Consider the following 21,121-nt stretch of genomic DNA (forward strand, 5'->3'; position numbering starts at 1 on the left):
GCAAGTTCGATGGCGTAACGATGGCCCGGCTCATCCGCCGGCTGCGCCACGGCAGGAACCAGGGTCATGCGTCCTGCAAGCCGTTGAAACAAGGCTTCACGCCCCCACCCACAACATCACCGCATACACCGCCGTCCCCAGCAGCGTGGGCGCTGCCAGCCCGCCGAGCAGGCGCTGCAGGAGGATCACGGCGCCCAGGGCCACGGCGGTGGGCAGGGCGCGGGTGGGGCCGGCCGCGGGCCATAGCAGCGGAAAGAGCGAGGCCACCAGCAAGGCCGCGATGGCGGCCGGGCCGATGGCCAAGGACCAGCGGCGGATGAAGTGGGAGCGCTCGGCGCTCTGGCGCAACCCCCACCAGAAGGGCAGCGCGCGCAGCACGAAAGTGCCCAGCCCGCAGGCCAGCACGGTCAGCAGGAGCATCCAGCCGGCTTCACCCATCGTTGCCGTCCTCGGTCTCGCGCGCCTGCAACAGCTGGAAGGCCGCACCGCCCAGCATGCCGGCCGGGATGGCGACATGCGCCGGGCCCAGGACGAGGCCCAGCAGCGTGACGCCGGCCGCCCCCCACAGCGCCCTGCCCCGCCCGCGCACCCCCATCTGCAGCAGCAGCGACAGGAAGAGTGCCGGCAGCACGAACTGCAAGGCCTCATGCAGCAGGGGCACCCGGTCGACCAGCTGGGCGCCGGTCTCGGCCCCCAGCCAGGTGCCGGCGATCCAGGCACCATAGGCCCCGGCCTGCAGGCCGGCCAGCCAGCCCGCACGCTGCTGCGGGGCCAGGGTGGGCAAACGTGCGGCCGCGCAGGCGAAGACTTCGTCGGTCAGGCCGAAGGCCAGGGTCGGACGCACGCGGGCAGGGCGCGCCTGCGCCAGCTGCTCGGCCACCACCCGGCCGTAGAGCAGGTGGCGGGCATTGAGCAGCCAGATCGTGGGCACCACCGCCAGCGGCCCACCCCCCGCGGCCAGCAGGGACACCAGCACGAACTGGCTGGCCCCGGCGAAGACGATGGCCGAGATGGCCACGGCCCATGCGGCTCCCAGGCCCATCTGCACGGCCGCCAGCCCAAAGGAAAAGGCCACGGGCACATAGCCCGCCGCGATGGCCAGGCTGTCGCCCAGGCCGCGCCACACGAGGGAGGTCATGCGCCGCCCGGTTTGCTGAAAGTAAAGACGTGGGTGCCACCCCCCCAGTCGTCGCTGCCGGCGGTGGCAAACACCCGGCGGTGGCGGCGCAGCTCGAGCCCGGCCAGCGCCGCCAGGCCGGCAAAGCGGCGGGGGAAGGTCTTGCGCTCGACTTCGTAGTCGAAGCCGGCCACCATGGCTTGCAGCTCCAGCCAGTAAAAGCGCACGAAGGCCCCGATCTCGTGCACCGGGCGCTCGCGCACACCGGACTCGCACAAACGCGCATACAGGTGGCGGCACAGGCTCACGGCCTGGGTGGCCTTGCCCTCGGTGGCCGCCACCATGGCCATGGTGATGGAGCGGCGGAAATCGCGGTAAAGCTGGAGGTCCACCCCCCCTTCGCAGGCCTGCGGCTCGCCCACCCAGGCCATGCTGGCCAGCAGGTAGGCGCTGTGGTGGCGCACCAGGGCGAGGTTGCGTTCATCGACGCTGCCGAACTCCGGCAGGAATTCGTCGGCCACCACCAGCAGCCCGCCAGGCTTTAGCAACTGCAAGGCCTTTTGCAGCATGAAGGCCGTGTTGAAGTGATGCGAGGCCCCGAAAGAGGTGATGAGCGGCGTCTGGCCCCCCGGGAGATCCAGCTCGAGGAAGCCGCCATGGTGCAGCTCGAGGCCTTCGACCCCCTGGGCGTTGCGCTGCAGGCACGCGAATGCCGCCTCGTCCGGCTCGACGGCCAGGAAGCGGCAGCCCGGGTGCAGTTCATGCAGCATCAGCAGCGGCAGGCCCGGCCCGGTGCCCACATCGATGGCCTGCAAGGCAGGCTGCGGTCCGGCGAAGCTGGCAATGTCCTGGGCGGCGGCCACCACCTGGCGGGCATAGGCCGGGTGAAGCAGTTCGAAACCGTCGTAGTGCTCCACGTCGATGCGGCTGGAAAACGGCCCCTCCCGGCCACCGCGCCGCGTCGCGCCCGGGGCAGGGCGCACGTGATGCAGCTGCCGCGGCATGCACAGACGGCCACGCTGCAGCAGCACCTCGGCCGCCAGGCCGTTGAGCACCCAACTGTGGCCCTCCAGATGGGCTTCGATGGCCGCCGTCTCAGGTGCAGTCAGCTCGATGAAGGGCGATTCGGCCAGCCGGGCCAGCCGGGTGGCTGCCGCGGCCAAGGCGCCTTCGGCCCAGGCGGCCGGCGCCTGGTCGGGCCGCGTGAAGGCCCCGGGCAAAGGCATGGGCACCACGCCGACATAGGGCCCCTGGGCGTCGTCGTCCACCAGCGCCAACACCGGCCAGCGCCAGGGGCCGGCGGTGGCCTCCTGCAGCATCTGGCGCAGCGTGAGCAGGCCATCCCGCCCATGGAGCGGCTCGCCGCGCAGGCGCAGGATGCGCGCGCCCAGGCCATTGGACACCTCCAGCAAGGCGCGCTCCATCACACTGCGCACCCCCTCCCAGGCACCCGGCGCCTGCGGCCACTCCAGGTAGAGCGTGGAGGCGCTTGCCGAATAGGTCTTGCGCGGATACTCGATCACCACCATGGCCCGCCCGCCTTGCTCGGTGGCCGCGTACACATGCGGCACATCGGCGTCGAAGGCGTGGGTGTCGCCCGCCCGCACCATGCGCGGCCGATCGGCCGGCCCCACCAGCATCGCGCCTGATAGCACGGTGATGCGCTCCTTCACCCCTTCCGGGTGCGGGGCGGAGTCCTTGCGACAGCCCGGCAGGAGTTCGATCAGATAGACCTCGATCTCCGGATCGTCGGTTGATTTTTCGATCAATCGAACGATCACCCCCTGGCCCGACAGCTCGCCGCCGTCGCTCAGCTCCTCGTTGACCAGATGGCCAAAGGGCACGCCCAGGGCATTGGCCACCGCCCACAAGGTTTCGATCGTGGGATTGCCTTCGCCGTTTTCGAGCTGCGAGAGGGTGGATTTGGCCACCCCGCTGCGCTCGGACAGGCCCGCCAGTGTGAGCCCGCGCTGCTCCCGGAACCGCAGCAGATTCCTGCCAATGGCTGAGACGGTGCTCACGAGGCCTCCCTGAGAGATGCTGGCGTGAGTTCATTATAACGAACACCGGGTTCGTTCTGTCGGACGGCATCCGCAGCCGGCTTTCATGGCACGATGGCGCCGCATTGCATTCAGGGAAGGAGGTTCACGCCATGTCCATCGTCCTGTTCATCGTTGGCCTGGCCGCCCTGGTGGCCGGCGCCGAAGCCCTGGTGCGCGGCGCCTCGCGCCTGTCGCTGTCCTGGGGCATCTCGCCGCTGGTGGTGGGCCTCACCGTCGTGGCTTTCGGCACCAGTGCGCCCGAGATGGCGGTGTCGGTGGGGGCGGCCGCCAGTGGCACCACCGACCTGGCCGTGGGCAACGTGGTGGGCAGCAACGTCTTCAACGTGCTCTTCATCCTCGGCCTGGCCGCACTGATCACGCCGCTGGCCGTGCATGTGCAGGTCATCCGCCAGGAGGTTCCGATGATGCTGGCCGCCGGGCTGGTGCTGGTGGTGATGGCGCTGGATGGCGGCATCTCGCGCCTGGAAGCGGCCCTGCTGGTGGCGCTGATGGTGGGCTACACCGCCTTCCTGATCGTGCAGGCCCGGCGGGCGCCGGCGCAGGACCAGGGCGAGTTTGCCGCCGAGGCGCCCGACAGCCCGTGGGACCGGCACTGGAGCGTGCAGATGCTGCTGGTGCTGGCGGGGCTGGCGCTGCTGGTGCTCGGTTCGCGCTGGCTCGTGCAGGCGGCCACTGCCTTCGCCACGGCGCTGGGCGTGAGCGACGTGATCATTGGTCTGACCATCGTGGCCGCCGGCACCTCGCTGCCCGAGGTGGCGGCCTCGGTCGCCGCCTCGCTGCGCAGTCAGCGCGACATCGCCGTGGGCAACGTGGTGGGCAGCAACCTCTTCAACATCCTGGGCTGCCTGGGCTTGGCCGGGGTGGTGGCGCCCAGCGGCCTGCCCATCCCCGAGGCGGTGCTGAACTTCGATCTGTGGGTGATGATGGCGGCCTTGCTGGCCTGCCTGCCCATCTTCATGACCGGCCGCGAGATCGCCCGCTGGGAAGGCGGCGTGCTGCTGGCCTACTATGGGGCCTACACGGCCTATCTCATCCTGGCGGCCCAGCACCATGCCGCCCTGGCCGCCTATTCCACCGTCATGATGAGCTTCGTGCTCCCGCTGACCATCGTCACCCTGGCGGTGATGGTGGTGCAGCGCAAACCCCACTGACCACCCTCACCCGCCACATGGACCTGCCCAGCCACCAACTCTCGATGACCGTGCTGATGACGCCGGACATGGCCAATTTCTCCGGCAATGTGCACGGCGGCACCATCCTCAAGCTGCTCGACCAGGTGGCCTATGCCTGCGCCAGCCGCTACGCCGGGCGCTACGTGGTCACGCTCTCGGTGGACCAGGTGATGTTCCGTCAGCCCATCCACGTGGGCGAGCTCGTCACCTTCCTCGCCTCGGTGAACCACACGGGGAACTCCTCGATGGAAATCGGCATCAAGGTGGTGACGGAAAACATCCGCACCCAGGTCGTGCGCCACGCCAACAGTTGCTTCTTCACGATGGTGGCGGTCGACGACGAGGGCCGGCCCACGCCGGTGCCGCCGTTCACCCCCACCACGCCGGACGAGAAGCGCCGTTTCGAGGCCGCCGTGCTGCGCAAGCAGTTGCGCCGGGAGCTGGAGCAGCGCCACCTGGGCATCAAGAACGCCTGACCGGAGCTTGCGATGGCCTTTCCATGGATTGCCGCCTTCAAGATCATCCCCTGGAAGGATGTGATCGAAGCCACGCCGGCCATCGTGCGCGGGGCCAAGCAGTTGTGGAGCCGAGTGCGCCAAGACGAATCGGCGCCCCAGGCGGCGATGGAGGGCCCCGCCGCCGACCCGGGCTCGCCCGAGGCGCGCCTGGCCCAGCTTGAACAGCGCGTGGCCGAGATGGGCCGCGAGGCCGTGGCCTGCAGCGAGCTGATCCAGGCCCTGGCCCAGCACAACGAACGCCTGGTGGCGGCCGTCGAGACCCTGCGCCTGCGCACCCGCGTGCTGATGTGGGTGAGCGCGCTGCTGGCCGGCGCAGTGCTGGCGCTGTTCTTCCTGCGCTGAACCGGGGCCACAATCGCCCCCCATGGCCAAGGACAAGACGATCTACACCTGCCGCGAGTGCGGCGGCAGCGCCCCGAAGTGGCTGGGCAAGTGCCCCCACTGCGGCGCCTGGAACACCCTGGAAGAGACCGTCGCGCAAAGCGCCTCGGGCTCGAAGAACCGCTTCCAGTCCTTGGCGCAGGCCACGCCGGTCACCACGCTGGCCGAGATCGAGGCCAGCGACGTGGAACGCACGCCCACCGGCCTGGAGGAGCTCGACCGCGTGCTCGGCGGCGGCATCGTCGAAGGCGGCGTGGTGCTGATCGGCGGCGACCCAGGCATCGGCAAATCGACCCTGCTGCTGCAGGCGCTCGACGCCCTGTCCCGGACGCTGCCCACGCTGTATGTGACCGGCGAGGAAAGCGGCGCCCAGGTGGCCCTGCGCGCCCGCCGCCTGGGGCTCGATGCCTCCAGGGTGCGCGTGCAGGCCGAGACCCAGCTCGAGAAGATCCTGGCCACGCTGGCGGCCGAGCAACCCGCCATCGCGGTGATCGACTCCATCCAGACGCTGTACTCCGAGCAGCTCAGCTCGGCGCCCGGCTCGGTGGCGCAGGTGCGCGAATGCGCCGCCCACCTCACCCGCACGGCCAAGGCCAGCGGCACGGCCGTCGTGCTGGTGGGCCATGTCACCAAGGAAGGGGCGCTGGCCGGCCCGCGCGTGCTCGAGCACATGGTGGACACCGTGCTGTACTTCGAGGGCGACACGCATTCCAGCTTCCGCCTGGTGCGCGCCATCAAGAACCGCTTCGGCGCCGTCAACGAGATTGGCGTGTTTGCGATGACCGAGCGCGGCCTCAAGGGGGTGGCCAACCCCAGCGCCATCTTCCTGTCCACCCACAGCACGCCGGTGGCCGGCTCGTGCGTGCTCGTCACGCTCGAAGGCACCCGGCCGATGCTGGTGGAGGTGCAGGCCCTGGTGGACAGCTCGCCCATTCCCAGCCCGCGGCGGCTGTCGGTGGGCCTGGAGCCCAACCGCCTGGCCATGCTGCTGGCGGTGATGCACCGCCACGCCGGCATCGCCTGCTTCGACCAGGACGTCTTCGTCAACGCCGTGGGCGGCGTGCGCATCACCGAGCCGGCGGCCGACCTGGCCGTGATGCTGGCCATCCAGAGTTCGCTGCGCGGCAAGGCGCTGCCGCGCGGCTTCCTCACCTTCGGCGAGGTGGGCCTGGCCGGCGAGGTGCGCCCGGCGCCGCGCGGGCAGGAGCGGCTCAAGGAAGCCGCCAAGCTCGGCTTTTCGGTGGCGATTGTGCCCAAGGCCAATGCCCCGAAGAAGCCGATCGAGGGGCTGACCCTCCATCCGGTCGAGCGGGTCGAGCAGGCCATCGATTTGGTGCGAACGCTCACTTAGGCCTGCAGCCTTTTCCTGTCGAAGATCCTTCCGCTTGCCCTGGGGCGCAAGTCGCAGTACGGTGGTGCGGCTTTGCGAAAGTGCATTTGTTGCAATGCAACAAACTGCCTAGGATCGCACCCTTTTTGCGGCAACAAGAAGAGGACACAACATGCAACTCATCGTCTCGGCCGGGTTGATCCTGGCCGTCGTGCTGTGGGGGCTGCTGGCGCCGGCTTCGCTGGGCGCCTTCTTCAACGAGGCCCTGGGCAGCATCACCCACAACTTCGGCTGGTTCTATTTGTGGGTGGTGCTGGCGCTGGTGGTGCTGGCGATGCTGCTGGCCTTCAGCCGCTACGGCGACCTGAAACTCGGTGGCGAGGACGACGAGCCCGAATTCTCGATCGGTGCGTGGTTTGCGATGCTGTTTGCCGCCGGCATGGGCATCGGCCTGGTGTTCTGGGGTGTGGCCGAGCCCATCTCGCACTACACCGCCCCGCCCCCGGGCATCGCGCCCGAAACCCCCGAGGCCGCCAATGCGGCCATGCGCTACGCCTTCTTCCACTGGGGCCTGCACCCCTGGGCGGTGTATGCGGTGGTGGGCCTGAGCATCGCCTTCTTCCAGTTCCGCCGCGGCGCCAGCGCACTCGTGAGCGCCTCCACCGACGCCCTGCCCTGGAAACCGCTGCAACGCCTGTCGCCAGTGGTCAACGTGCTGGCCGTGGTGGCCACGGCCTTCGGTGTGGCCGCCTCGCTGGGCATTGGCGCGCTGCAGATCAACAGCGGGCTGAACACCGTCTTCGGGCTGCCGGTGGGCCGCTGGGCCCAGGTGGCCATCATCGGGGTGGTGACGGCCATCTTCCTCGCCTCGGCGCTAAGCGGCGTGACGCGCGGCATCAAGTGGCTGTCCACCTTCAACCTTGTGGTGGCCGCCGCGCTCACGCTGATGGTCTTCGTGCTGGGCCCGACCGTGGCGCTGATCGACACCTTCACCACCACCCTGGGCGCCTATGTCAGCGAGTTCGTGCGCATGAGCCTGCGCACCACGCCATTTCGCGACAGCAACTGGGTGAGCGGCTGGACGGTCTTCTACTGGGCCTGGTGGGTGAGCTGGTCGCCCTTCGTGGGCCTGTTCATCGCGCGCGTGTCGCGCGGGCGCACGATCCGCGAATTCGTCGTCGGCACGGTGCTGGCGCCCACGCTGGCCGGCTTCGTCTGGTTCTCGGTGTTCGGCGGCACGGCCCTGCACCTGGAGATCTTCCAGGGCGTGCCGGTGGCCGAAGCGGTCCAGGCCGACGTCTCTACGGCCCTGTTCGCGATGTTCGATGCCCTGCCGCTGGGCCTGGTGATGTCCTTGGCCGCCACGCTGCTGGTGCTGGTCTTTTTCGTCACCTCGGGCGACTCAGCCACCCTGGTGCTGGGCATGATGAGCACCCAGGGCAATCCCAACCCGCCGGCCCGGGTCAAGCTGATCTGGGGCGTGCTGGTGGCCGGCATCGCCATCAGCCTGCTGCTCACCGGCGGCGTGCAGGCCGTGCAGACGGCCACCATCGTCTTCGCCCTGCCCTTTGCCGTGGTGATCGCCGGCATGGCGGTGTCGCTGTGGCTGGCCGTGCGCCACGACTGGCGCGAGGAGCAAAGGCGCGAGCGTGCGCTGCGCCAGCGCATGCGGGAGCTGGCCGGTCAGAAGTGAGGCCTGCGGGCACTACGCATCGGGCCGGCCGGCGCGACCGATAGACTCGCGGCCATGAATCCCTGGATCGGCTGGGGCCTGGCGGCCCTGTTCACCCTGCTGGCGTGGCGTCAACACGGCTGGCAAGGCCTGCTGTTTGCCTTTTCGGCCATCACCTTCTGGCTGCTGCTGCAGTTCAACAAAGCCGTGCGCGTGATGCGCCAGGCCGGCAGCGCGCCCATCGGCTACATCGACAGCGCTGTGATGCTCCACGCCAAGCTGCACAAGGGCCTGCCCATGCTGAAAATCGTGATGATGACGCGCAGCCTGGGCGAGAAGGTGGGCGACGATCCGGAAGCCTACCGCTGGACCGACCCGAGCGGTTCGCACGTGACGCTGGAGTTCCGCGGGGGCAAGCTCGTGCGCTGGACGCTGTGGCGCCCCGAAGTCACCGGGCAGGACGCGCCCCCGGCCCCGTAAAATCGCCGCTTTACCCCGTTTCCCCAAGGAGCCTTGCATGGGCATGGAAGACCGCGACGGCAAGATCTGGATGGATGGCCGGTTGGTGGACTGGCGCGACGCCAAGATCCATGTGCTGACCCACACGCTGCACTACGGCTGCGGCGCCTTCGAGGGCGTGCGCGCCTACCACACGGGCCAGGGCACGGCCATCTTCCGCCTGCGCGAGCACACCGAGCGCCTGTTCAACAGCGCGAAGATTCTGCGCATGAAGATCCCCTACACCGTCGAACAGGTGATGGAGGCCCAAAAAGAGGTCGTGCGCGCCAACGGGCTCGACAGCTGCTACATCCGCCCCCTGACCTGGATCGGCTCGGAAAAGCTGGGCGTGAGCCCCAAGGGCAACACCATCCACCTGATGATCGCCGCCTGGGCCTGGGGCGCCTACCTGGGCGAGGAAGGCTTGAAGCGTGGCATCCGCGTCAAGACCAGCAGCTACACCCGTCACCACGTCAACATCACGATGACGCAGGCCAAGACGGTGAGCAACTACACCAACTCCATCCTGGCCAACATGGAGGCCACCGACGACGGCTACGACGAGGCCCTGCTGCTCGATGCGGCCGGCTTCGTCTCCGAGGGCGCGGGCGAGAACCTGTTCATCATCAAGGACGGCGTGGTTTACACCCCCGACCTGTCGGCCGGCGCGCTCAACGGCATCACGCGCAACACCATCTTCGCGATCTGCCAGGACCTGGGTCTGAAGCTCGTGGAAAAGCGCATCACCCGTGACGAGGTCTACATCGCCGACGAAGCCTTCTTCACCGGCACCGCGGCCGAGGTGACGCCCATCCGCGAGCTCGACCGCATCCAGATCGGCGCAGGCGCGCGCGGGCCCATCACCGAGAAGATCCAGACGGCCTTCTTCGACATCGTCAACGGCCGCAACCCCAAGTACGCCGAATGGCTGACCCTGGTCTGAGGACATTGGCGATGAGCAGCAAACCTGTCGACGTCGTCGAGCTGTCGGCCCGGGACCTGCAGGGCCATGGGGTGGTGTTCTGCCCCAACCCGAAGATGCCGCTGTGGAGTGCCCACCCCAAGGTCTACATCGACGTGGCCACCACCGGCGAGGGCAAGTGCCCCTATTGCGGCACGGTCTACCGGCTCAAGGCCGGCGAGAAGGTCCACGGCCACTGAGACCGGCACCTCGGCCCGCCCCCCTCGGCTGGCGGGCGGGGAGACTCAGCGCGGCGCTGATCCCGCTGTCGCGCCTGGTGCCGCCGCTGTACGAGCTCCGCGCGCGCGCATCCTGGGCGGCGCCCCGGCCGCCGGCCGATCAGATCTTCAGCGGGTCGAGTTCGGCGTAGGCGTGGTTCATCCACAGCTTCAGGCGCTGGCGCTCCATCAGGCCCAGGCTGCTGCCGTCGCCGCCGCTCGTGTTGCGCGCGGCCCAGAAGCTCATGTTGGCCGCGTCGATCTTCTGGGCCACCGAATCGTGCAGCCGCCGGATCGTGATGTGCCTGGCCCCCAGGGCGATCGCGCGCTCCAGTTCGCCCGAGCTTTCGAGCTGGCTGAAGTCGTCACCGCGCAACTGATTGAGCACCAGCACGTATTGCAAGCGACGCCCGAAGCGGTCGAGCAGCTTCTTGAGCAAGTCCACCGAGTCCTTGCCGGCATCCATCACATGCCAGTAGTAGATGGCCAGGTCCGAGACGTCGGCCAGATCGAGCACGCCGGATTCGTCCATCCACTTCACCAGCGGCGCATGGGTCTGTGCGGCCAGATCGACCAGCACGCGCCGGCCGGGGTGGTCGATGGCCGATTCGATGATGGCGTCCAGCGCCTCGTAGCGCTCGACCGTCATCGGCGAGGCATAACCGGCGTAAAAGCGCATGAAGGTACCATGCGAGCGGTCGGTGTCGAAGCCGACGAAGGGCAGGTTGTGGTCGATGAAATACTGGGCCAGAAGGCGCGAGACGAGGGACTTGCCCACGCCGCCTTTCTCGCCGCCGACCAAGTGGATGACGGACTTGGGTGCAACCTCCAGGGTTGGGATCTGCGTCATGCGGTCGATCTCCTTGCAGTTTGAGCCGGTCGCTCGGGCTTTTTCACCCGATCGCGCCAGCGTCCCACCCGCGATGATGCCAGCATGCCGCGCGTCATCCTGCTACAAGCCCACGCACCGGCCAAACCCCACCCCGGACAGCCTTGCAATGGCTGCGGCGTGTGTTGTGCGGCCGAGCCCTGCCCGCTGGGGCAAGTGCTCAGCCGGCGCCGCCGCGGCCGCTGTCGGGCGCTGCATTGGGACGCCAGCGCTCATCGGTATCGCTGCGGGGCGCTGACACGCCCGCAGCGCCACCTGCCGGGGCCCCTGCAGACGCTGTGGCCCTGGATTGCGCCGTGGCTGCGGCGCTGGATCGCCGCCGGGCGCGGCTGCGACAGCCACGCCGTGGTGCTCGGGCGCTGACTCAGCGGGCGTAGAACACGTAATCCGCCTGATAAGACACTTGGCGGCGCTCGCCTTGATGGGCCGCCGTACAGGCTTGCGCGGGCGCCACGCCGCCGCGGGTGTTCAACCGCTGGATGTAAGCCGTGCCCTGCATCACGCCCATGCCCATGGCCGGGTTCGCCTGGACGAGCTGCAGCGGGATGTTGCCCGCGCCGGCCGGCGCCACCGCGAGCTGCTTGCCGGTCACCTTCGAGCCGTCGTTGGCCTCCCAGGTCGGGCCGCCGTAGTACTTGCCCACCACCTTGCGTTGCATGTCGTAGAGCGTGGCCACTGGGGTCACGAAGACCCATTCGAACTGGCCGGCCGCACCGGCCTTGGCCCGGCATTCATAGGTGATCTCGCCGATGCCCACGGTGTGCATCGTCTGGCGTGCGCCCGCGGGCACGCGGATCTCCGGCGGCAGGCTCATGTTGTCGACCTGCGCGCTCGCCATCGGCGCGGAGGTCATCGATCCGCAGGCGGCCAGGCTGAGCGAGGCCAGGGACAGCAGGACGGTCTTGTGCATGGAAGTCTCCGATCGGTAAGACAAGGACAAGGCCGGGCATGACAAGGCCATGCCCCGGCTGTCGTCCTGTACGCAATCGAAGGCCGTGCGGATGCACGACGACGGCGGCTCAAAGCGAAACGCGGCCGGTGTAGAGGATGGGCCCGGTGGGCGCACCGGTGGGCGAGCCGCCCGGCGGCTCCAGGCTGACCGCCAGCGCCGCGGTGGCCGGCAGTTCCAGCCGGCGCCGCACCACCGTGGGCTGGTCCGAGCGAATCAGCCCCAGCGAGCGCGGTGCCCCCTGGCCGGGCACGGCCCACAGTTCCAACGCACGCCCAGCCTCGACCTGCACGGCCGCCAGGGGCCGCACGACCAGGCTGTGGCCATCGGGGCTGAGGCTGGCCACGAAGGTGTTGGCCCCTTGCGGGGCGGCCAGCACCACCACCACCGGCGGCGGCATCGGCGTGGGCTGCATGAGCAGCACCGCCATCACCACGGCCGCCGCGGTGGCCAGCACCGACCAGCCGCGCCAGAAAGCCAGCGCCCCCCACAGGCGGCCTCGCGCCGGCACGGCGGCCGTGCCGTCCAGCCGGGCCTCGATGGTGCGCCAGACCCGCTCGGACGGCGTCACCGGCGGCACCACCTCGGACAAGGGCTGCAACCGGTCCTGCCAGCGCACCACCGCCGCGCGCAGCATCGGATGGGCTCCCATCAGCGTCTCGAAGCGCCGGCGTGCCCCGCCACGCAGCGTGCCCAGCACGTACTCGGCCGCCAGCCGGTCGGCCACCTCGGGGCGCAGCGCGATCATGCGAGCCCTCCCGGTGCGAGCCGCTCCAGGCAAGTCTTGAGCGACTGCAGCGCCCGACGGATCCAGGACTTCACCGAGCCCAGCGGCTGACCCAGGTGCTCGGCCACCTCGCTGTGCGACAGCCCCTGGTAGTAGGCCAGTGCCAGGCTGTGCTGCTGGTCGGGCGACAGCCCCCCGAGACAGCGCTGCAGCAGCCGCGCCTCGATGGCGCGCTGCAGCAGCTCGGCCGGGCCGGGCTGGGGGTCGGGATGCTCGTCGTACACGTCGCGGTGGTCCTGCTCGTCGTCGAAGGCACCCTCATCGCTGAAGCGGGGGCGGGCCTGGGCCCGCCGCAAGCTGTCGATGGCACGGTGGCGGGCAATGCTGGTCAGCCACGTCAGCGGCTGGCTGCGCGTCGCATCGAAGCTGCCCGCCGCCTTCCAGACGGCCAGGTAGACCTCCTGCAGCACGTCCTCGGCCTGGGTGCGTTCCCCGGTGATACGCAGGATCACGCCCAGCAGATGCGACGCGGTGAGCCGGTACAGCTGCGCAAAGGCGGACCGGCGGCCCAGCGCCGTCTCGGCCAGCAGGCGACCCAGCTCCTGGCTGCGCTCACTCCAGTGGGAATCCGACAGGGCGGTCATGGCGGCGCATTGTGCCGCGGCAGGCCGCCGGCGTACAGCCTCCGTACAATCGGCGGGGTCTGAAAGCCAACATGAACACAACCCAGGAATTCATCCTCACCCTGTCGTGCAAGGACACCAAGGGCGTGGTCTATGCGGTCTCGGGCCTGCTGTATCAGGCCGGCTGCAACATCCTCGACTCCCAGCAGTTCGGCGACGTGCAAAGCCCCGATGGCACCGGCCTGTTCTTCATGCGGGTGCACTTCGAGGCGCCCGAGCACCTGGCCGACGTGGCCACACTGGACAAGCTGTTTGCCCATGTGCGCCAACAATTCGGCATGCAGGCCTCTTTCCATGCGCTGTCGCGCAAGTCGCGCGTGCTCATCATGGTGAGCAAGCATGGCCATTGTCTCAACGACTTGTTGTTCCGCCACCGCTCGGGCCTGCTGCCCATCGAGGTGCCGGCCATCGTGTCCAATCACCCCGACTTCGCCGAGCTGGCCGCCAGCTACGGCATTGCCTTCCACCACCTGCCGCTGCCCACCGGCGCCTCGCATGAAACCAAGCGAGCGCAAGAGCGCCAGATCGAGCAGCTCATCACCGAGCACGACATCGACCTGGTCGTGCTGGCGCGATACATGCAGATCCTCAGCCCCGAGTTCTGCGAATTCCTCAAGGGCCGCGCGATCAACATCCACCACAGCTTCCTGCCCAGCTTCAAGGGGGCCAAGCCTTACTACCAGGCCCACGACCGCGGTGTGAAGCTGATTGGCGCAACGGCCCACTACGTCACCGCCGACCTCGACGAAGGCCCCATCATCGAGCAGGACGTCGAACGCGTGGACCACACGCTCAGCCCCGAGGATTTCACCGCTGTGGGCCGCGACGTCGAATGCGTGGTGCTGGCCCGTGCGGTGCGCTGGCATGTGGAGCATCGCGTGCTGCTCAACGGCCACAAGACCATCGTCTTCAAGTAAGCCAGGACAGCCTCCATGCCCCGCCCGCTCGCGCCCCTGGCTTCGCCCGACGACACCGAGGCCCAGTTCTACGAGGCCTTGCAACAAGGCGACATCGACAAGCTGATAGCCGTGTGGGCCGATGATGACGAGGTCGTGTGCATCCATCCCGGCGGGCCGCGGCTGGTGGGGCTGGGCGCCATCCGTGCCCAGTTCGAGGCCATGTTCGCCCATGGCAGCATCCAGGCCCAGCCCGAACGCGTGCGGCGCGTGCACACGCACGACAGCGCGGTGCACAGCGTGGTCGAGCAGGTGCGCGTGATGACCGAGGACGGCCCGCGCTCGGCCCATGTGATCGCCACCAACGTCTACGTGAAGACGGCCCAGGGCTGGCGCATGGTCTGCCACCATGCGAGCCCCGGCACGCCGCGCGAACCCGCCGAAGTCTCCGAGGCGCCCACCACGCTGCACTGAACGATGGAGAGCTACCGCGCCCCGCGCTGGCTGGCCGGCCCGGGCCCGGTCGGCGGCAACGTCCAGACGATCTGGCCCGCGCTGTTCTCGCGCCGCTTCGTCGGGCCGCGGCCCGTGTATGCGCGCGAACGCTGGACCACCCCCGACGGGGACTTCATCGACGTCGACCGCCTGACCGGGGCGGCCCAGGCCCCGTGCGCCGACGCGCCGCTGCTCGTGCTCTTCCACGGCCTGGAAGGCTCCTCGCGCAGCCACTATGCCGAGGCCTTCGCCCACTGCGCCGGACAACGGCGCTGGCACTACGCGGTGCCGCACTTCCGCGGCTGCTCGGGCGAACTCAACCTGGCGCCGCGGGCCTATCACTCAGGCGACTTCGAGGAGGTGGGCTGGATCCTGCAGCGCCTGCGCACCGCCCACCGCGGCCCGATGCTGGCCGTGGGCATCTCGCTGGGCGGCAATGCCTTGCTGCGATGGGCCGAGGAGGCCGGCGAGACGGCCGCGCAGACCGTGCGCGCGGTGTGCGCCATCAGCTCGCCGCTGGACCTGGCCGCCGGGGGCGCGGCCATCGGCCGCGGCTTCAACCGGCTCGTCTACACGCGCATGTTCCTGCGCACGATGAAACCCAAGGCCCTGCGCAAGCTCGCCCAGCACCCCGGGCTTTTTGACCGCGAGCGCCTGCTGGCCGCGCGCGACCTCTACGAGTTCGACAACGTCTTCACCGCGCCGCTGCACGGCTTTCGCAACACCGAAGACTACTGGGCGCGGGCCTCGTCCAAGCCCCACCTGCACCGCATCCGCGTCCCCGCCCTGGTGCTCAATGCCCTCAACGACCCCTTCGTGCCCGCCCACAGCCTGCCCAAGCCGCACGAGGTGGGCGCCTGCGTGACACTGTGGCAGCCGCCGCAGGGCGGCCATGTGGGCTTTCCGGCTGGCCGGCTGCCCGGCCATGTGATGACCCTGCCGCAGGCGGTGACGGGCTGGCTGCACGAGCAGCTTTGAACGATCATTGCGGTATGGATGAGATCGTCAAAGCCGCGCTGAAAAAGTGGCCCAACGTGCCCGCCTGCCGCGGCTGGCTGGCGCTGGACGCCCGCGGCCACTGGTACATGCGCGACGAGTGCATCCAGGCTGCCGGCCCCTTCCCGCAGGTCAAGGGCAGCCGCATCACGCACGACAAGCTGCGCGAGTTCATCCACCGCAACTACGAGGCCGACGAGCAGGGCCAGTGGTACTTCCAAAACGGACCCCAGCGGGTGTATGTGGAGCTCGAGTCCACACCCTGGGTGTGGCGCTTGCGCAGCCGCGGGCCGGCCCAGCCTCCAGCGGTGAGCAGCCACACGGGGCACGACGTGGCCGAGGTGCGCGAATGCCTTGTCGACGAGGCCGGCCGGCTCTACCTCGTCACCGACCTGGGCCCGGGGCTGGTGCACAGCCAGGACATGCACGATGCCGCCCAGGCGATCGAGGATGGGTGGTGGCAGCCACGGGACGTGCGTGCCGCCGACCTGCCCGGCCGCTACGGCTATGTGCTCAGCCCCCAGGCCGCTGCCGCCTCCTTGCCGGCGTAAAAAAGCCGGCCCGCGGCCGGCTTGTTCGGATGGGGCTTGCGCCCCTTACTGCGAGGCGGCCGCCTCGGCCGCCGGTGCCTTGGGCTCAGGCAGATTGGCCCCGGAGTTGTTGGTCATGTAGACCACCGCACGGCCGATCTCCAGGTCGGTGAACTCGCCGCCGCCCTGGGCGCCCATCGCACCCTTGCCTTTCAGCGCCGAGTTGAGCAGGGCCTCGTAGCCCGTGGCCACGCGCGGCGCCCAGGCCGCGGCATCGCCCAGTTTGGGCGCACCGGCCACGCCGGCCCCATGGCACACCGCGCATTGAGCCTGGTACACCTCCTGGCCGCTCTTGAGCACGCGCGGCGCCGAGGCGTCGCGCAGCTCGACGGTGCCGATGGGCTGGATGCGCGCAGCGATCGCTTCCTCCGAGAAGCCATCGCTGCCCGCGCCCGTCTTGCTGCCCGAAGCCACGAAGTTGACCAGCAGGATGATGCCCACGATGGGCACCAGGAACGAGAAGATCACCGCCAGGACCAGCTGCTTGGGCGTCTTGACCGGCCCTTCGTGGGGGGCGTCGTGTTCGTCGTGGGAGTGTGCGTTGTCGCTCATGTAAGAAATTCCTCGGCTTCGAACCGGACGTCAAAGCGCCACAGCGGTCGGCAGCGCAAAACCCATCGATTATAAGCGAGCGCACGGCCGCCTTACAGGCGGCGCGGCGCGGCTGCTAGAATGTGCGTTTCACGCGCCCGTAGCTCAGTGGATAGAGTATTGGCCTCCGAAGCCAAGGGTCGCTGGTTCGATTCCAGCCGGGCGCGCCACCCAAGGCCCCGCCGGGGTCACGGCGGATGCGCCGCCCGATGGCATGATGGTGTGGCCATGCGCCAGTTCCTCCGCCGCTGGATCCCCACCGAAGATACCCTGCGCGCGCACCCTTCGCTGCGCTGGATGGGGCCCCTGCTGCGCCGGCCCTGGCTGTGGCAGCTCAACCGCCGGCGGGTCGCCCTCGGGGCTGGACTCGGCGTCTTCTTCGGCTTCCTGATCCCCGTCTTGCAAATCCTGGGCGCCGCGGTGTTTGCCGTGCTGCTGCGCGCCAACCTGCCGGTGGCCGCCGCTGCCACGCTGGTGTCCAACCCGCTGACCTATGCCCCGATCTTCGTGCTGGCCTACCGCACGGGCTCAGCGCTGCTGGGCGCAAACATCGAACCCGACCAGGCCGAAGCGCTGATCGAGGCGGTGCAGGCCCAGGACGAGCGCTCCTGGATCGACCATGCCAAGGCCGTCGGCAAGCCGCTGTTCCTGGGGCTGGCCGTGTTCGCCGTGGTGGGCGGGGTCGTGGCCTGGGCCACGGTGCACGTGCTGTGGACGCTGGCCGTGTGGTGGCGCCGCCGCGGCAGGCGGCGGCGCTAACAACTCGTGCGACACCTGTCACGCCGGGCGCTCCGGCGTGAGCGGCTGCGCACGGGCAGCGCCCCGGCCTGCGCTACCCTACGCACCCATGTGCGCTGCCCACCTTCCCGTCCGGCCGAGCGGGCCGTGCCTGCGCCTGGGGCTGCCGGCCGCCGCGCTGGTGCTGGCCCTGTTCGCCGGCTGTTCGTCCACACCGCGCAGCGGCGGCTACGACCAGGGCGACGGACCGGGCCAGCGCCCGGCGGCCGAACTCGACCGCATCCCGGATGCCGTGCCGCGCATCGAACCCTTGGCCAGCGGCCCCAACCGTCCTTACGTCATGTTCGGCCGGCACTACGCGCCACAAACGGCCGACCTGCCCTATCGCCAGCGCGGCCTGGCCTCCTGGTACGGCCGCCAGTTCCACGGCCGGCCCACGTCCAGCGGTGAGCGCTACGACATGTACGCCATGACGGCCGCGCACCCCACCCTGCCCATCCCGAGCTATGCCCGCGTGCGCCACCTGGCCAACGGCCGCGAGGTGATCGTGCGCGTCAACGACCGCGGCCCCTTCGTCGGCGGACGCATCATCGACCTGAGCTATGCCGCGGCGCACCGACTGGGTTTCGTGCAGCAAGGCCAGGCCGAGGTCGAGGTCGAGCGCATCACCCATGCCGAGATCCGCGCCGGACGCTGGCCGCGAGGCCCTGTGGAGGCGCCGGAGCCGTTCACCCGGCCGCCCCCCGTGGCCGACGAACCCCTCCACTGGGTGCAGCTCGGCGCGTTCCGCCAGCGTGACGGGGCCGAGCATTTCCTGAGCCAGGTCAGTGCCCAGGTGGCGTGGCTGGCCCCGCGGCTCACCATCGTCACCGAGGCGTCGCTGCACCGCCTGCAGGCCGGCCCCTATGCCAGTCGCGACGAAGCGCTCGCGGCCGCCGAACGCATCCGCGAGGCCTTGCAACTGGTGCCGGTGATCGTGCAGCGCTGACTCTCACGGCGCCGATCCGCGCAGCGCCAGCGCGCGGGCATATAGCGCCTTGCGTGGCGCGCCGGTGTGCTCGGCCGCCAGGGCCACGGCCTGCTTGAGCGGCAGCACCTCGACGAGGGCCTGCAGCAACGGTTCGGCGCGTGCAAGCGCCTCGTCGGCCTCGCCCGTGGCCTGCTGCGGGGCATGCAGCACGAGCACGAACTCCCCGCGGCGGCGGTGGGGGTCGCCGGCGAGCCAGTCCGGAAACGAATGTGTCGGCAAGGTCACGATGGTTTCGAACTGCTTCGTCAGCTCCCGCGCCACGGTGAGCAGGCGTTGCGGGCAGGCCTGCGCCAGGGCGCGCGCCAGCGTCTCGATGCGGTGCGGCGACTCGAAGACCACCTGGCTCATGGGCCGCGCCGCGATCGCGCGCACGGCCTGCTCGAGCTCGCGCGGCCGGGCGGGCAGGAAACCCACGAAGCAAAAGCCCGCCGAGCGCACGTCGCCCGCCACGCTCAGGGCCGCCGTGACGCTGCTGGGGCCCGGAACAGGCACCACGCCGCAACCGGCCTCCCGCACGGCCGCGACGAGACGGGCGCCCGGGTCCGAGACGGCCGGCGTGCCGGCATCGCTCACATAGGCCACGCGCTCGCCCGCGCGCAGCCGTTCGATCACGGCCTGCGCCGCCTCGCGTTCGTTGTGCTCGTGCACGGCCAGCAAGGGCTTGTCGATCCCGTAGTGACGCAACAGCGGTGCGGTGTGGCGCGTGTCCTCGCAGGCCACCGCCTCGACCGTGTGCAGCACCTGCAGGGCGCGCAGACTCAGGTCGGCCAGGTTGCCGATCGGCGTGGCCACCACATACAGTGCGCCGGCAGGATACTGCTGGGCACCGGCCGCGCGCGCGGCCGCCTCGCGCCACAGCGCGGCATCGGACCAGAAGGAGGAGGGATTGTTCACGACCAAGCACAAGGGAGACGCCGCCGAGCAGCGGGCGCTGGCGCATCTGCAGCGCGCCGGCCTGGCACTCGTCGAACGCAATTATCGGGTGGCGCGCGGCCCGCGCGCCCACGCCGGCGAAGTGGACCTCATCATGCGCGATCGCGACGGCACGCTGGTCTTCGTCGAGGTGCGAAGCCGCGCCAGCACGGCCCATGGCAGTGCGGCCGAGAGCATCGGGGCGGCCAAGCGGCGCGCCATCGTCCTGGCCGCCCGCCACTACCTGCTGCGTCTGGGCTCGCCGCCGCCCTGCCGCTTCGACGTGGTGGTCATCGAGGAGGGACGGCTGCAGTGGCTGCGAGCCGCGTTCGAGGCCTCGTGAGGCCCCCCCGTGCCCCGGCGCGCGCAGCCTGTCCTGCGACAGCGGAACCTTTGACCCCGCGCGGGCGTCCATGACGCTGACTTATGATGCCGCCCATGCTTGAACCCCGCATCCAGCAGCAGTTTTTCGAAAGTGCCGACCTGAAGTACCAGTGCGCCGACCAGCTCGCCCGGCCGATTGCCGAGGCCGCGCAGGCCGTGGTGGGTTGCCTGACGGCCGGTGGGAAGGTGCTCGCCTGCGGCAACGGCGGCGCGGCGGGCCTGGCCCGGCATGTCGCCTCCTTGCTCGTGGGCCGTTTCGAGCGCGAGCGCCCTGGCCTGGCCGCGCTGGCGCTGAGCCCCGACGCCGTGCACCTGGGCGGTCTTGGTGAGGACCCGGTGCTCGCGCACGCCAAGCAGGTGCAGGCCCTGGGCCAGCCCGGCGACGTCTTGCTGGCGATGTCGGTCAGCGGCAGCACGCCCAGCGTACTGGCCGCCGTGCAAGCGGCGCACGACAAGGAGATGATCGTCATCGCCTTGACCGGTAAAAACGGCGGCAAGCTCAAAGACCTGCTGATCGAAACCGACGTGCACATCGCCGTGCCGCACGAGCGGCCCGTGCGCGTGCACGAGGTCCATCTGCTTGCGCTGCACTGCCTGTGCGACGCGGTGGACACCCAATTGCTTGGAGAACAGGATCATCCATGACACCGCATGCTTCCCGTCCCCGTCTGCTGCGCCCGCTGGCGGCCGTGCTGGCCGCCGCCGGCCTGGTCACTGCCCTGTCGGCCTGCGCCCCCCTGCTGGTGGGCGGCGCCGTGGTGGGCACCGTGATGGTCGCCAGCGACCGCCGCAGCTCCGGCGCCCAGCTCGACGACCAGGCCATCGAACTGAAGGCCATGAACCGCCTGCGCGAGACCTTCAACGAGCAACGCGTGCACGTCAACGTGACGAGCTACAACCGCATGGTGCTGCTCACTGGGGAGGTGGCCAGCGAGGAGGACAAGCAGCGCGTCGAGCGTATCGTGGCGGGCGTGGACAACGTGCGCTCCATCGTCAACGAGTTGGCCGTCATGGGGGTGAGCTCGCTGACCTCGCGCTCCAATGACGTGATCCTGGGCGGCAAAGTCAAGGCCACCTTCGTCGATGCGCGCGACCTGCAGGCCCAGGCCGTGAAGGTCGTGGCCGAGCGGGGCACCGTCTATCTGATGGGGCGGGTCACCGAACGCGAAGCCAAGCGGGCGGCCGAACTGGCGCGCAGCGTCGGCGGCGTGAACAAGGTGGTGACGGTGTTCGAGATCATCACCGAGGAGGAGCTGGCGCGGCTGCAGCCCAACCGGCCCTCGGCGACGGGGGCCTCGCCCGGCCAGTGAG

At 69.7% G+C, this 21,121-nt stretch carries 27 protein-coding genes and 1 tRNA gene; 19 read left to right on the plus strand and 9 right to left on the minus strand.

All coding sequences use genetic code 11. The annotated features are described in order from the left end of the window. Positions 1-96 precede the first annotated feature (96 nt). The 3 genes from AC1ECW_RS01740 to AC1ECW_RS01750 are packed head-to-tail and all read right to left on the minus strand — an operon-like array spanning position 97 to position 3,138. Complete coding sequence (locus AC1ECW_RS01740) at positions 97-438, minus strand: AzlD domain-containing protein (RefSeq protein WP_481201043.1); 342 nt, start codon at positions 436-438, stop codon at positions 97-99. Next, a complete protein-coding gene (locus tag AC1ECW_RS01745; protein WP_481201044.1) occupies positions 431-1,138 on the minus strand; it encodes an AzlC family ABC transporter permease in 708 nt (235 codons plus the stop codon). The genes AC1ECW_RS01740 and AC1ECW_RS01745 overlap by 8 nt, the downstream gene beginning before the upstream one ends. Then, positions 1,135-3,138, minus strand: coding sequence for a helix-turn-helix domain-containing protein (locus AC1ECW_RS01750; protein ID WP_481201045.1), 2,004 nt, complete (start codon positions 3,136-3,138; stop codon positions 1,135-1,137). Before AC1ECW_RS01750 ends, AC1ECW_RS01745 begins: the two co-directional genes overlap by 4 nt. A gap of 131 nt (positions 3,139-3,269) precedes the next feature. Between AC1ECW_RS01750 and AC1ECW_RS01755 the strand changes: the two genes are divergently transcribed. The 8 genes from AC1ECW_RS01755 to AC1ECW_RS01790 all read left to right on the plus strand — a co-directional run bounded on the left by AC1ECW_RS01755 (position 3,270) and on the right by AC1ECW_RS01790 (position 9,912). Further along, a complete protein-coding gene (locus AC1ECW_RS01755; RefSeq protein WP_481201046.1) occupies positions 3,270-4,331 on the plus strand; it encodes a calcium/sodium antiporter in 1,062 nt (353 codons plus the stop codon). Positions 4,332-4,348: 17 nt separating this feature from the next. After that, a complete protein-coding gene (locus AC1ECW_RS01760; RefSeq protein ID WP_409704900.1) occupies positions 4,349-4,828 on the plus strand; it encodes an acyl-CoA thioesterase in 480 nt (159 codons plus the stop codon). Positions 4,829-4,840: 12 nt separating this feature from the next. Then, entirely contained in the window at positions 4,841-5,212 is a 372-nt protein-coding gene (locus AC1ECW_RS01765) for a hypothetical protein (protein ID WP_481201047.1), read from the plus strand. Positions 5,213-5,234: 22 nt separating this feature from the next. Next, a complete protein-coding gene (gene radA, locus AC1ECW_RS01770) occupies positions 5,235-6,602 on the plus strand; it encodes a DNA repair protein RadA (protein ID WP_481201048.1) in 1,368 nt (455 codons plus the stop codon). Between the two features lie 151 nt (positions 6,603-6,753). After that, entirely contained in the window at positions 6,754-8,274 is a 1,521-nt protein-coding gene (locus tag AC1ECW_RS01775) for a BCCT family transporter (RefSeq protein ID WP_481201049.1), read from the plus strand. A 54-nt stretch (positions 8,275-8,328) separates the two neighbouring features. Next, positions 8,329-8,733, plus strand: coding sequence for a hypothetical protein (locus tag AC1ECW_RS01780; RefSeq protein WP_481201050.1), 405 nt, complete (start codon positions 8,329-8,331; stop codon positions 8,731-8,733). Between the two features lie 37 nt (positions 8,734-8,770). Continuing rightward, complete coding sequence (locus tag AC1ECW_RS01785) at positions 8,771-9,694, plus strand: branched-chain amino acid transaminase (RefSeq protein WP_481201051.1); 924 nt, start codon at positions 8,771-8,773, stop codon at positions 9,692-9,694. Positions 9,695-9,705: 11 nt separating this feature from the next. Beyond that, positions 9,706-9,912 (plus strand): zinc-finger domain-containing protein, encoded by a 207-nt coding sequence (locus tag AC1ECW_RS01790; RefSeq protein WP_409704887.1) that lies wholly within the window; start codon positions 9,706-9,708, stop codon positions 9,910-9,912. A gap of 139 nt (positions 9,913-10,051) precedes the next feature. Here the strand turns inward: AC1ECW_RS01790 and AC1ECW_RS01795 are convergent, their stop codons facing one another. After that, positions 10,052-10,780, minus strand: coding sequence for a P-loop NTPase family protein (locus tag AC1ECW_RS01795; RefSeq protein ID WP_409704885.1), 729 nt, complete (start codon positions 10,778-10,780; stop codon positions 10,052-10,054). Between the two features lie 84 nt (positions 10,781-10,864). Here AC1ECW_RS01795 and AC1ECW_RS01800 point away from each other — a divergent pair, with 84 nt between their 5' ends. After that, complete coding sequence (locus AC1ECW_RS01800) at positions 10,865-11,182, plus strand: hypothetical protein (RefSeq protein WP_409704883.1); 318 nt, start codon at positions 10,865-10,867, stop codon at positions 11,180-11,182. A 1-nt stretch (position 11,183) separates the two neighbouring features. Here the strand turns inward: AC1ECW_RS01800 and AC1ECW_RS01805 are convergent, their stop codons facing one another. From AC1ECW_RS01805 to AC1ECW_RS01815, 3 genes are all read right to left on the minus strand, one after another. Beyond that, on the minus strand, positions 11,184-11,729 hold the full coding sequence (locus AC1ECW_RS01805; RefSeq protein ID WP_409704881.1) for a DUF3455 domain-containing protein: 546 nt from the start codon (positions 11,727-11,729) through the stop codon (positions 11,184-11,186). A gap of 109 nt (positions 11,730-11,838) precedes the next feature. After that, positions 11,839-12,516, minus strand: a complete 678-nt coding sequence (locus AC1ECW_RS01810) for an anti-sigma factor (RefSeq protein WP_481201052.1) — start codon at positions 12,514-12,516, stop codon at positions 11,839-11,841. Continuing rightward, a complete protein-coding gene (locus AC1ECW_RS01815) occupies positions 12,513-13,139 on the minus strand; it encodes a sigma-70 family RNA polymerase sigma factor (protein ID WP_409704877.1) in 627 nt (208 codons plus the stop codon). Before AC1ECW_RS01815 ends, AC1ECW_RS01810 begins: the two co-directional genes overlap by 4 nt. Before the next feature lie 71 nt (positions 13,140-13,210). On the opposite strand from AC1ECW_RS01815, the gene purU reads away from it, so the two are divergent. Genes purU through AC1ECW_RS01835 form a run of 4 tightly spaced genes read left to right on the plus strand, consistent with a single transcriptional unit; the run spans position 13,211 to position 16,116 of the window. Next, positions 13,211-14,095: a formyltetrahydrofolate deformylase gene (gene purU, locus AC1ECW_RS01820; RefSeq protein ID WP_409704876.1), complete on the plus strand. Its 885-nt coding sequence runs from the start codon at positions 13,211-13,213 to the stop codon at positions 14,093-14,095. Positions 14,096-14,110: 15 nt separating this feature from the next. Next, on the plus strand, positions 14,111-14,548 hold the full coding sequence (locus AC1ECW_RS01825; protein WP_409704874.1) for a YybH family protein: 438 nt from the start codon (positions 14,111-14,113) through the stop codon (positions 14,546-14,548). Between the two features lie 3 nt (positions 14,549-14,551). Beyond that, positions 14,552-15,547 carry a YheT family hydrolase gene (locus tag AC1ECW_RS01830; protein WP_409704872.1) on the plus strand — a complete coding sequence of 332 codons (996 nt, stop codon included), beginning with the start codon at positions 14,552-14,554 and terminating at the stop codon, positions 15,545-15,547. A 14-nt stretch (positions 15,548-15,561) separates the two neighbouring features. Continuing rightward, complete coding sequence (locus tag AC1ECW_RS01835; protein WP_409704870.1) at positions 15,562-16,116, plus strand: DUF2946 family protein; 555 nt, start codon at positions 15,562-15,564, stop codon at positions 16,114-16,116. A 45-nt stretch (positions 16,117-16,161) separates the two neighbouring features. Here AC1ECW_RS01835 and AC1ECW_RS01840 read toward each other — a convergent pair whose 3' ends face one another. Continuing rightward, positions 16,162-16,707 (minus strand): c-type cytochrome, encoded by a 546-nt coding sequence (locus AC1ECW_RS01840; RefSeq protein ID WP_409704868.1) that lies wholly within the window; start codon positions 16,705-16,707, stop codon positions 16,162-16,164. Positions 16,708-16,840: 133 nt separating this feature from the next. Between AC1ECW_RS01840 and AC1ECW_RS01845 the strand changes: the two genes are divergently transcribed. The 3 genes from AC1ECW_RS01845 (at position 16,841) to AC1ECW_RS01855 (ending at position 18,472) form a co-directional block, all read left to right on the plus strand. After that, positions 16,841-16,916: transfer RNA gene (locus AC1ECW_RS01845), tRNA-Arg, on the plus strand. Between the two features lie 58 nt (positions 16,917-16,974). Next, the gene (locus tag AC1ECW_RS01850; protein ID WP_409704866.1) at positions 16,975-17,505 is read left to right on the plus strand and encodes a DUF2062 domain-containing protein; all 531 of its coding nucleotides are present in this window, start codon (positions 16,975-16,977) and stop codon (positions 17,503-17,505) included. An 88-nt stretch (positions 17,506-17,593) separates the two neighbouring features. After that, a complete protein-coding gene (locus AC1ECW_RS01855) occupies positions 17,594-18,472 on the plus strand; it encodes a septal ring lytic transglycosylase RlpA family protein (RefSeq protein WP_409704864.1) in 879 nt (292 codons plus the stop codon). A gap of 3 nt (positions 18,473-18,475) precedes the next feature. On the opposite strand, the gene rsmI is transcribed toward AC1ECW_RS01855, so the two are convergent. Next, positions 18,476-19,408 (minus strand): 16S rRNA (cytidine(1402)-2'-O)-methyltransferase, encoded by a 933-nt coding sequence (gene rsmI / locus AC1ECW_RS01860; protein WP_481201053.1) that lies wholly within the window; start codon positions 19,406-19,408, stop codon positions 18,476-18,478. Between rsmI and AC1ECW_RS01865 the strand changes: the two genes are divergently transcribed. The 3 genes from AC1ECW_RS01865 (at position 19,401) to AC1ECW_RS01875 (ending at position 21,120) form a co-directional block, all read left to right on the plus strand. Further along, positions 19,401-19,769: a YraN family protein gene (locus AC1ECW_RS01865; RefSeq protein ID WP_481201054.1), complete on the plus strand. Its 369-nt coding sequence runs from the start codon at positions 19,401-19,403 to the stop codon at positions 19,767-19,769. The genes rsmI and AC1ECW_RS01865 overlap by 8 nt on opposite strands. Before the next feature lie 95 nt (positions 19,770-19,864). Next, positions 19,865-20,455 (plus strand): SIS domain-containing protein, encoded by a 591-nt coding sequence (locus AC1ECW_RS01870; protein ID WP_409708865.1) that lies wholly within the window; start codon positions 19,865-19,867, stop codon positions 20,453-20,455. After that, on the plus strand, positions 20,452-21,120 hold the full coding sequence (locus AC1ECW_RS01875; protein ID WP_481201055.1) for a BON domain-containing protein: 669 nt from the start codon (positions 20,452-20,454) through the stop codon (positions 21,118-21,120). Before AC1ECW_RS01870 ends, AC1ECW_RS01875 begins: the two co-directional genes overlap by 4 nt. The last annotated feature ends 1 nt before the right edge of the window (position 21,121 follow it).

This window comes from Caldimonas hydrothermalis, from assembly GCF_056746695.1.

Coding starts and splice junctions, on each gene's coding strand:
- AC1ECW_RS01740 (WP_481201043.1), bottom strand. CDS start 438: ATGGGTGAAGCCGGCTGGATGCTCCTGCTGACCGTGCTGGCCTGCGGG.
- AC1ECW_RS01745 (WP_481201044.1), bottom strand. CDS start 1,138: ATGACCTCCCTCGTGTGGCGCGGCCTGGGCGACAGCCTGGCCATCGCG.
- AC1ECW_RS01755 (WP_481201046.1), top strand. CDS start 3,270: ATGTCCATCGTCCTGTTCATCGTTGGCCTGGCCGCCCTGGTGGCCGGC.
- AC1ECW_RS01760 (WP_409704900.1), top strand. CDS start 4,349: ATGGACCTGCCCAGCCACCAACTCTCGATGACCGTGCTGATGACGCCG.
- AC1ECW_RS01765 (WP_481201047.1), top strand. CDS start 4,841: ATGGCCTTTCCATGGATTGCCGCCTTCAAGATCATCCCCTGGAAGGAT.
- radA (WP_481201048.1), top strand. CDS start 5,235: ATGGCCAAGGACAAGACGATCTACACCTGCCGCGAGTGCGGCGGCAGC.
- AC1ECW_RS01775 (WP_481201049.1), top strand. CDS start 6,754: ATGCAACTCATCGTCTCGGCCGGGTTGATCCTGGCCGTCGTGCTGTGG.
- AC1ECW_RS01780 (WP_481201050.1), top strand. CDS start 8,329: ATGAATCCCTGGATCGGCTGGGGCCTGGCGGCCCTGTTCACCCTGCTG.
- AC1ECW_RS01785 (WP_481201051.1), top strand. CDS start 8,771: ATGGGCATGGAAGACCGCGACGGCAAGATCTGGATGGATGGCCGGTTG.
- AC1ECW_RS01790 (WP_409704887.1), top strand. CDS start 9,706: ATGAGCAGCAAACCTGTCGACGTCGTCGAGCTGTCGGCCCGGGACCTG.
- AC1ECW_RS01795 (WP_409704885.1), bottom strand. CDS start 10,780: ATGACGCAGATCCCAACCCTGGAGGTTGCACCCAAGTCCGTCATCCAC.
- AC1ECW_RS01800 (WP_409704883.1), top strand. CDS start 10,865: ATGCCGCGCGTCATCCTGCTACAAGCCCACGCACCGGCCAAACCCCAC.
- AC1ECW_RS01805 (WP_409704881.1), bottom strand. CDS start 11,729: ATGCACAAGACCGTCCTGCTGTCCCTGGCCTCGCTCAGCCTGGCCGCC.
- AC1ECW_RS01810 (WP_481201052.1), bottom strand. CDS start 12,516: ATGATCGCGCTGCGCCCCGAGGTGGCCGACCGGCTGGCGGCCGAGTAC.
- AC1ECW_RS01815 (WP_409704877.1), bottom strand. CDS start 13,139: ATGACCGCCCTGTCGGATTCCCACTGGAGTGAGCGCAGCCAGGAGCTG.
- purU (WP_409704876.1), top strand. CDS start 13,211: ATGAACACAACCCAGGAATTCATCCTCACCCTGTCGTGCAAGGACACC.
- AC1ECW_RS01825 (WP_409704874.1), top strand. CDS start 14,111: ATGCCCCGCCCGCTCGCGCCCCTGGCTTCGCCCGACGACACCGAGGCC.
- AC1ECW_RS01830 (WP_409704872.1), top strand. CDS start 14,552: ATGGAGAGCTACCGCGCCCCGCGCTGGCTGGCCGGCCCGGGCCCGGTC.
- AC1ECW_RS01835 (WP_409704870.1), top strand. CDS start 15,562: ATGGATGAGATCGTCAAAGCCGCGCTGAAAAAGTGGCCCAACGTGCCC.
- AC1ECW_RS01840 (WP_409704868.1), bottom strand. CDS start 16,707: ATGAGCGACAACGCACACTCCCACGACGAACACGACGCCCCCCACGAA.
- AC1ECW_RS01850 (WP_409704866.1), top strand. CDS start 16,975: ATGCGCCAGTTCCTCCGCCGCTGGATCCCCACCGAAGATACCCTGCGC.
- AC1ECW_RS01855 (WP_409704864.1), top strand. CDS start 17,594: ATGTGCGCTGCCCACCTTCCCGTCCGGCCGAGCGGGCCGTGCCTGCGC.
- AC1ECW_RS01870 (WP_409708865.1), top strand. CDS start 19,865: ATGCTTGAACCCCGCATCCAGCAGCAGTTTTTCGAAAGTGCCGACCTG.
- AC1ECW_RS01875 (WP_481201055.1), top strand. CDS start 20,452: ATGACACCGCATGCTTCCCGTCCCCGTCTGCTGCGCCCGCTGGCGGCC.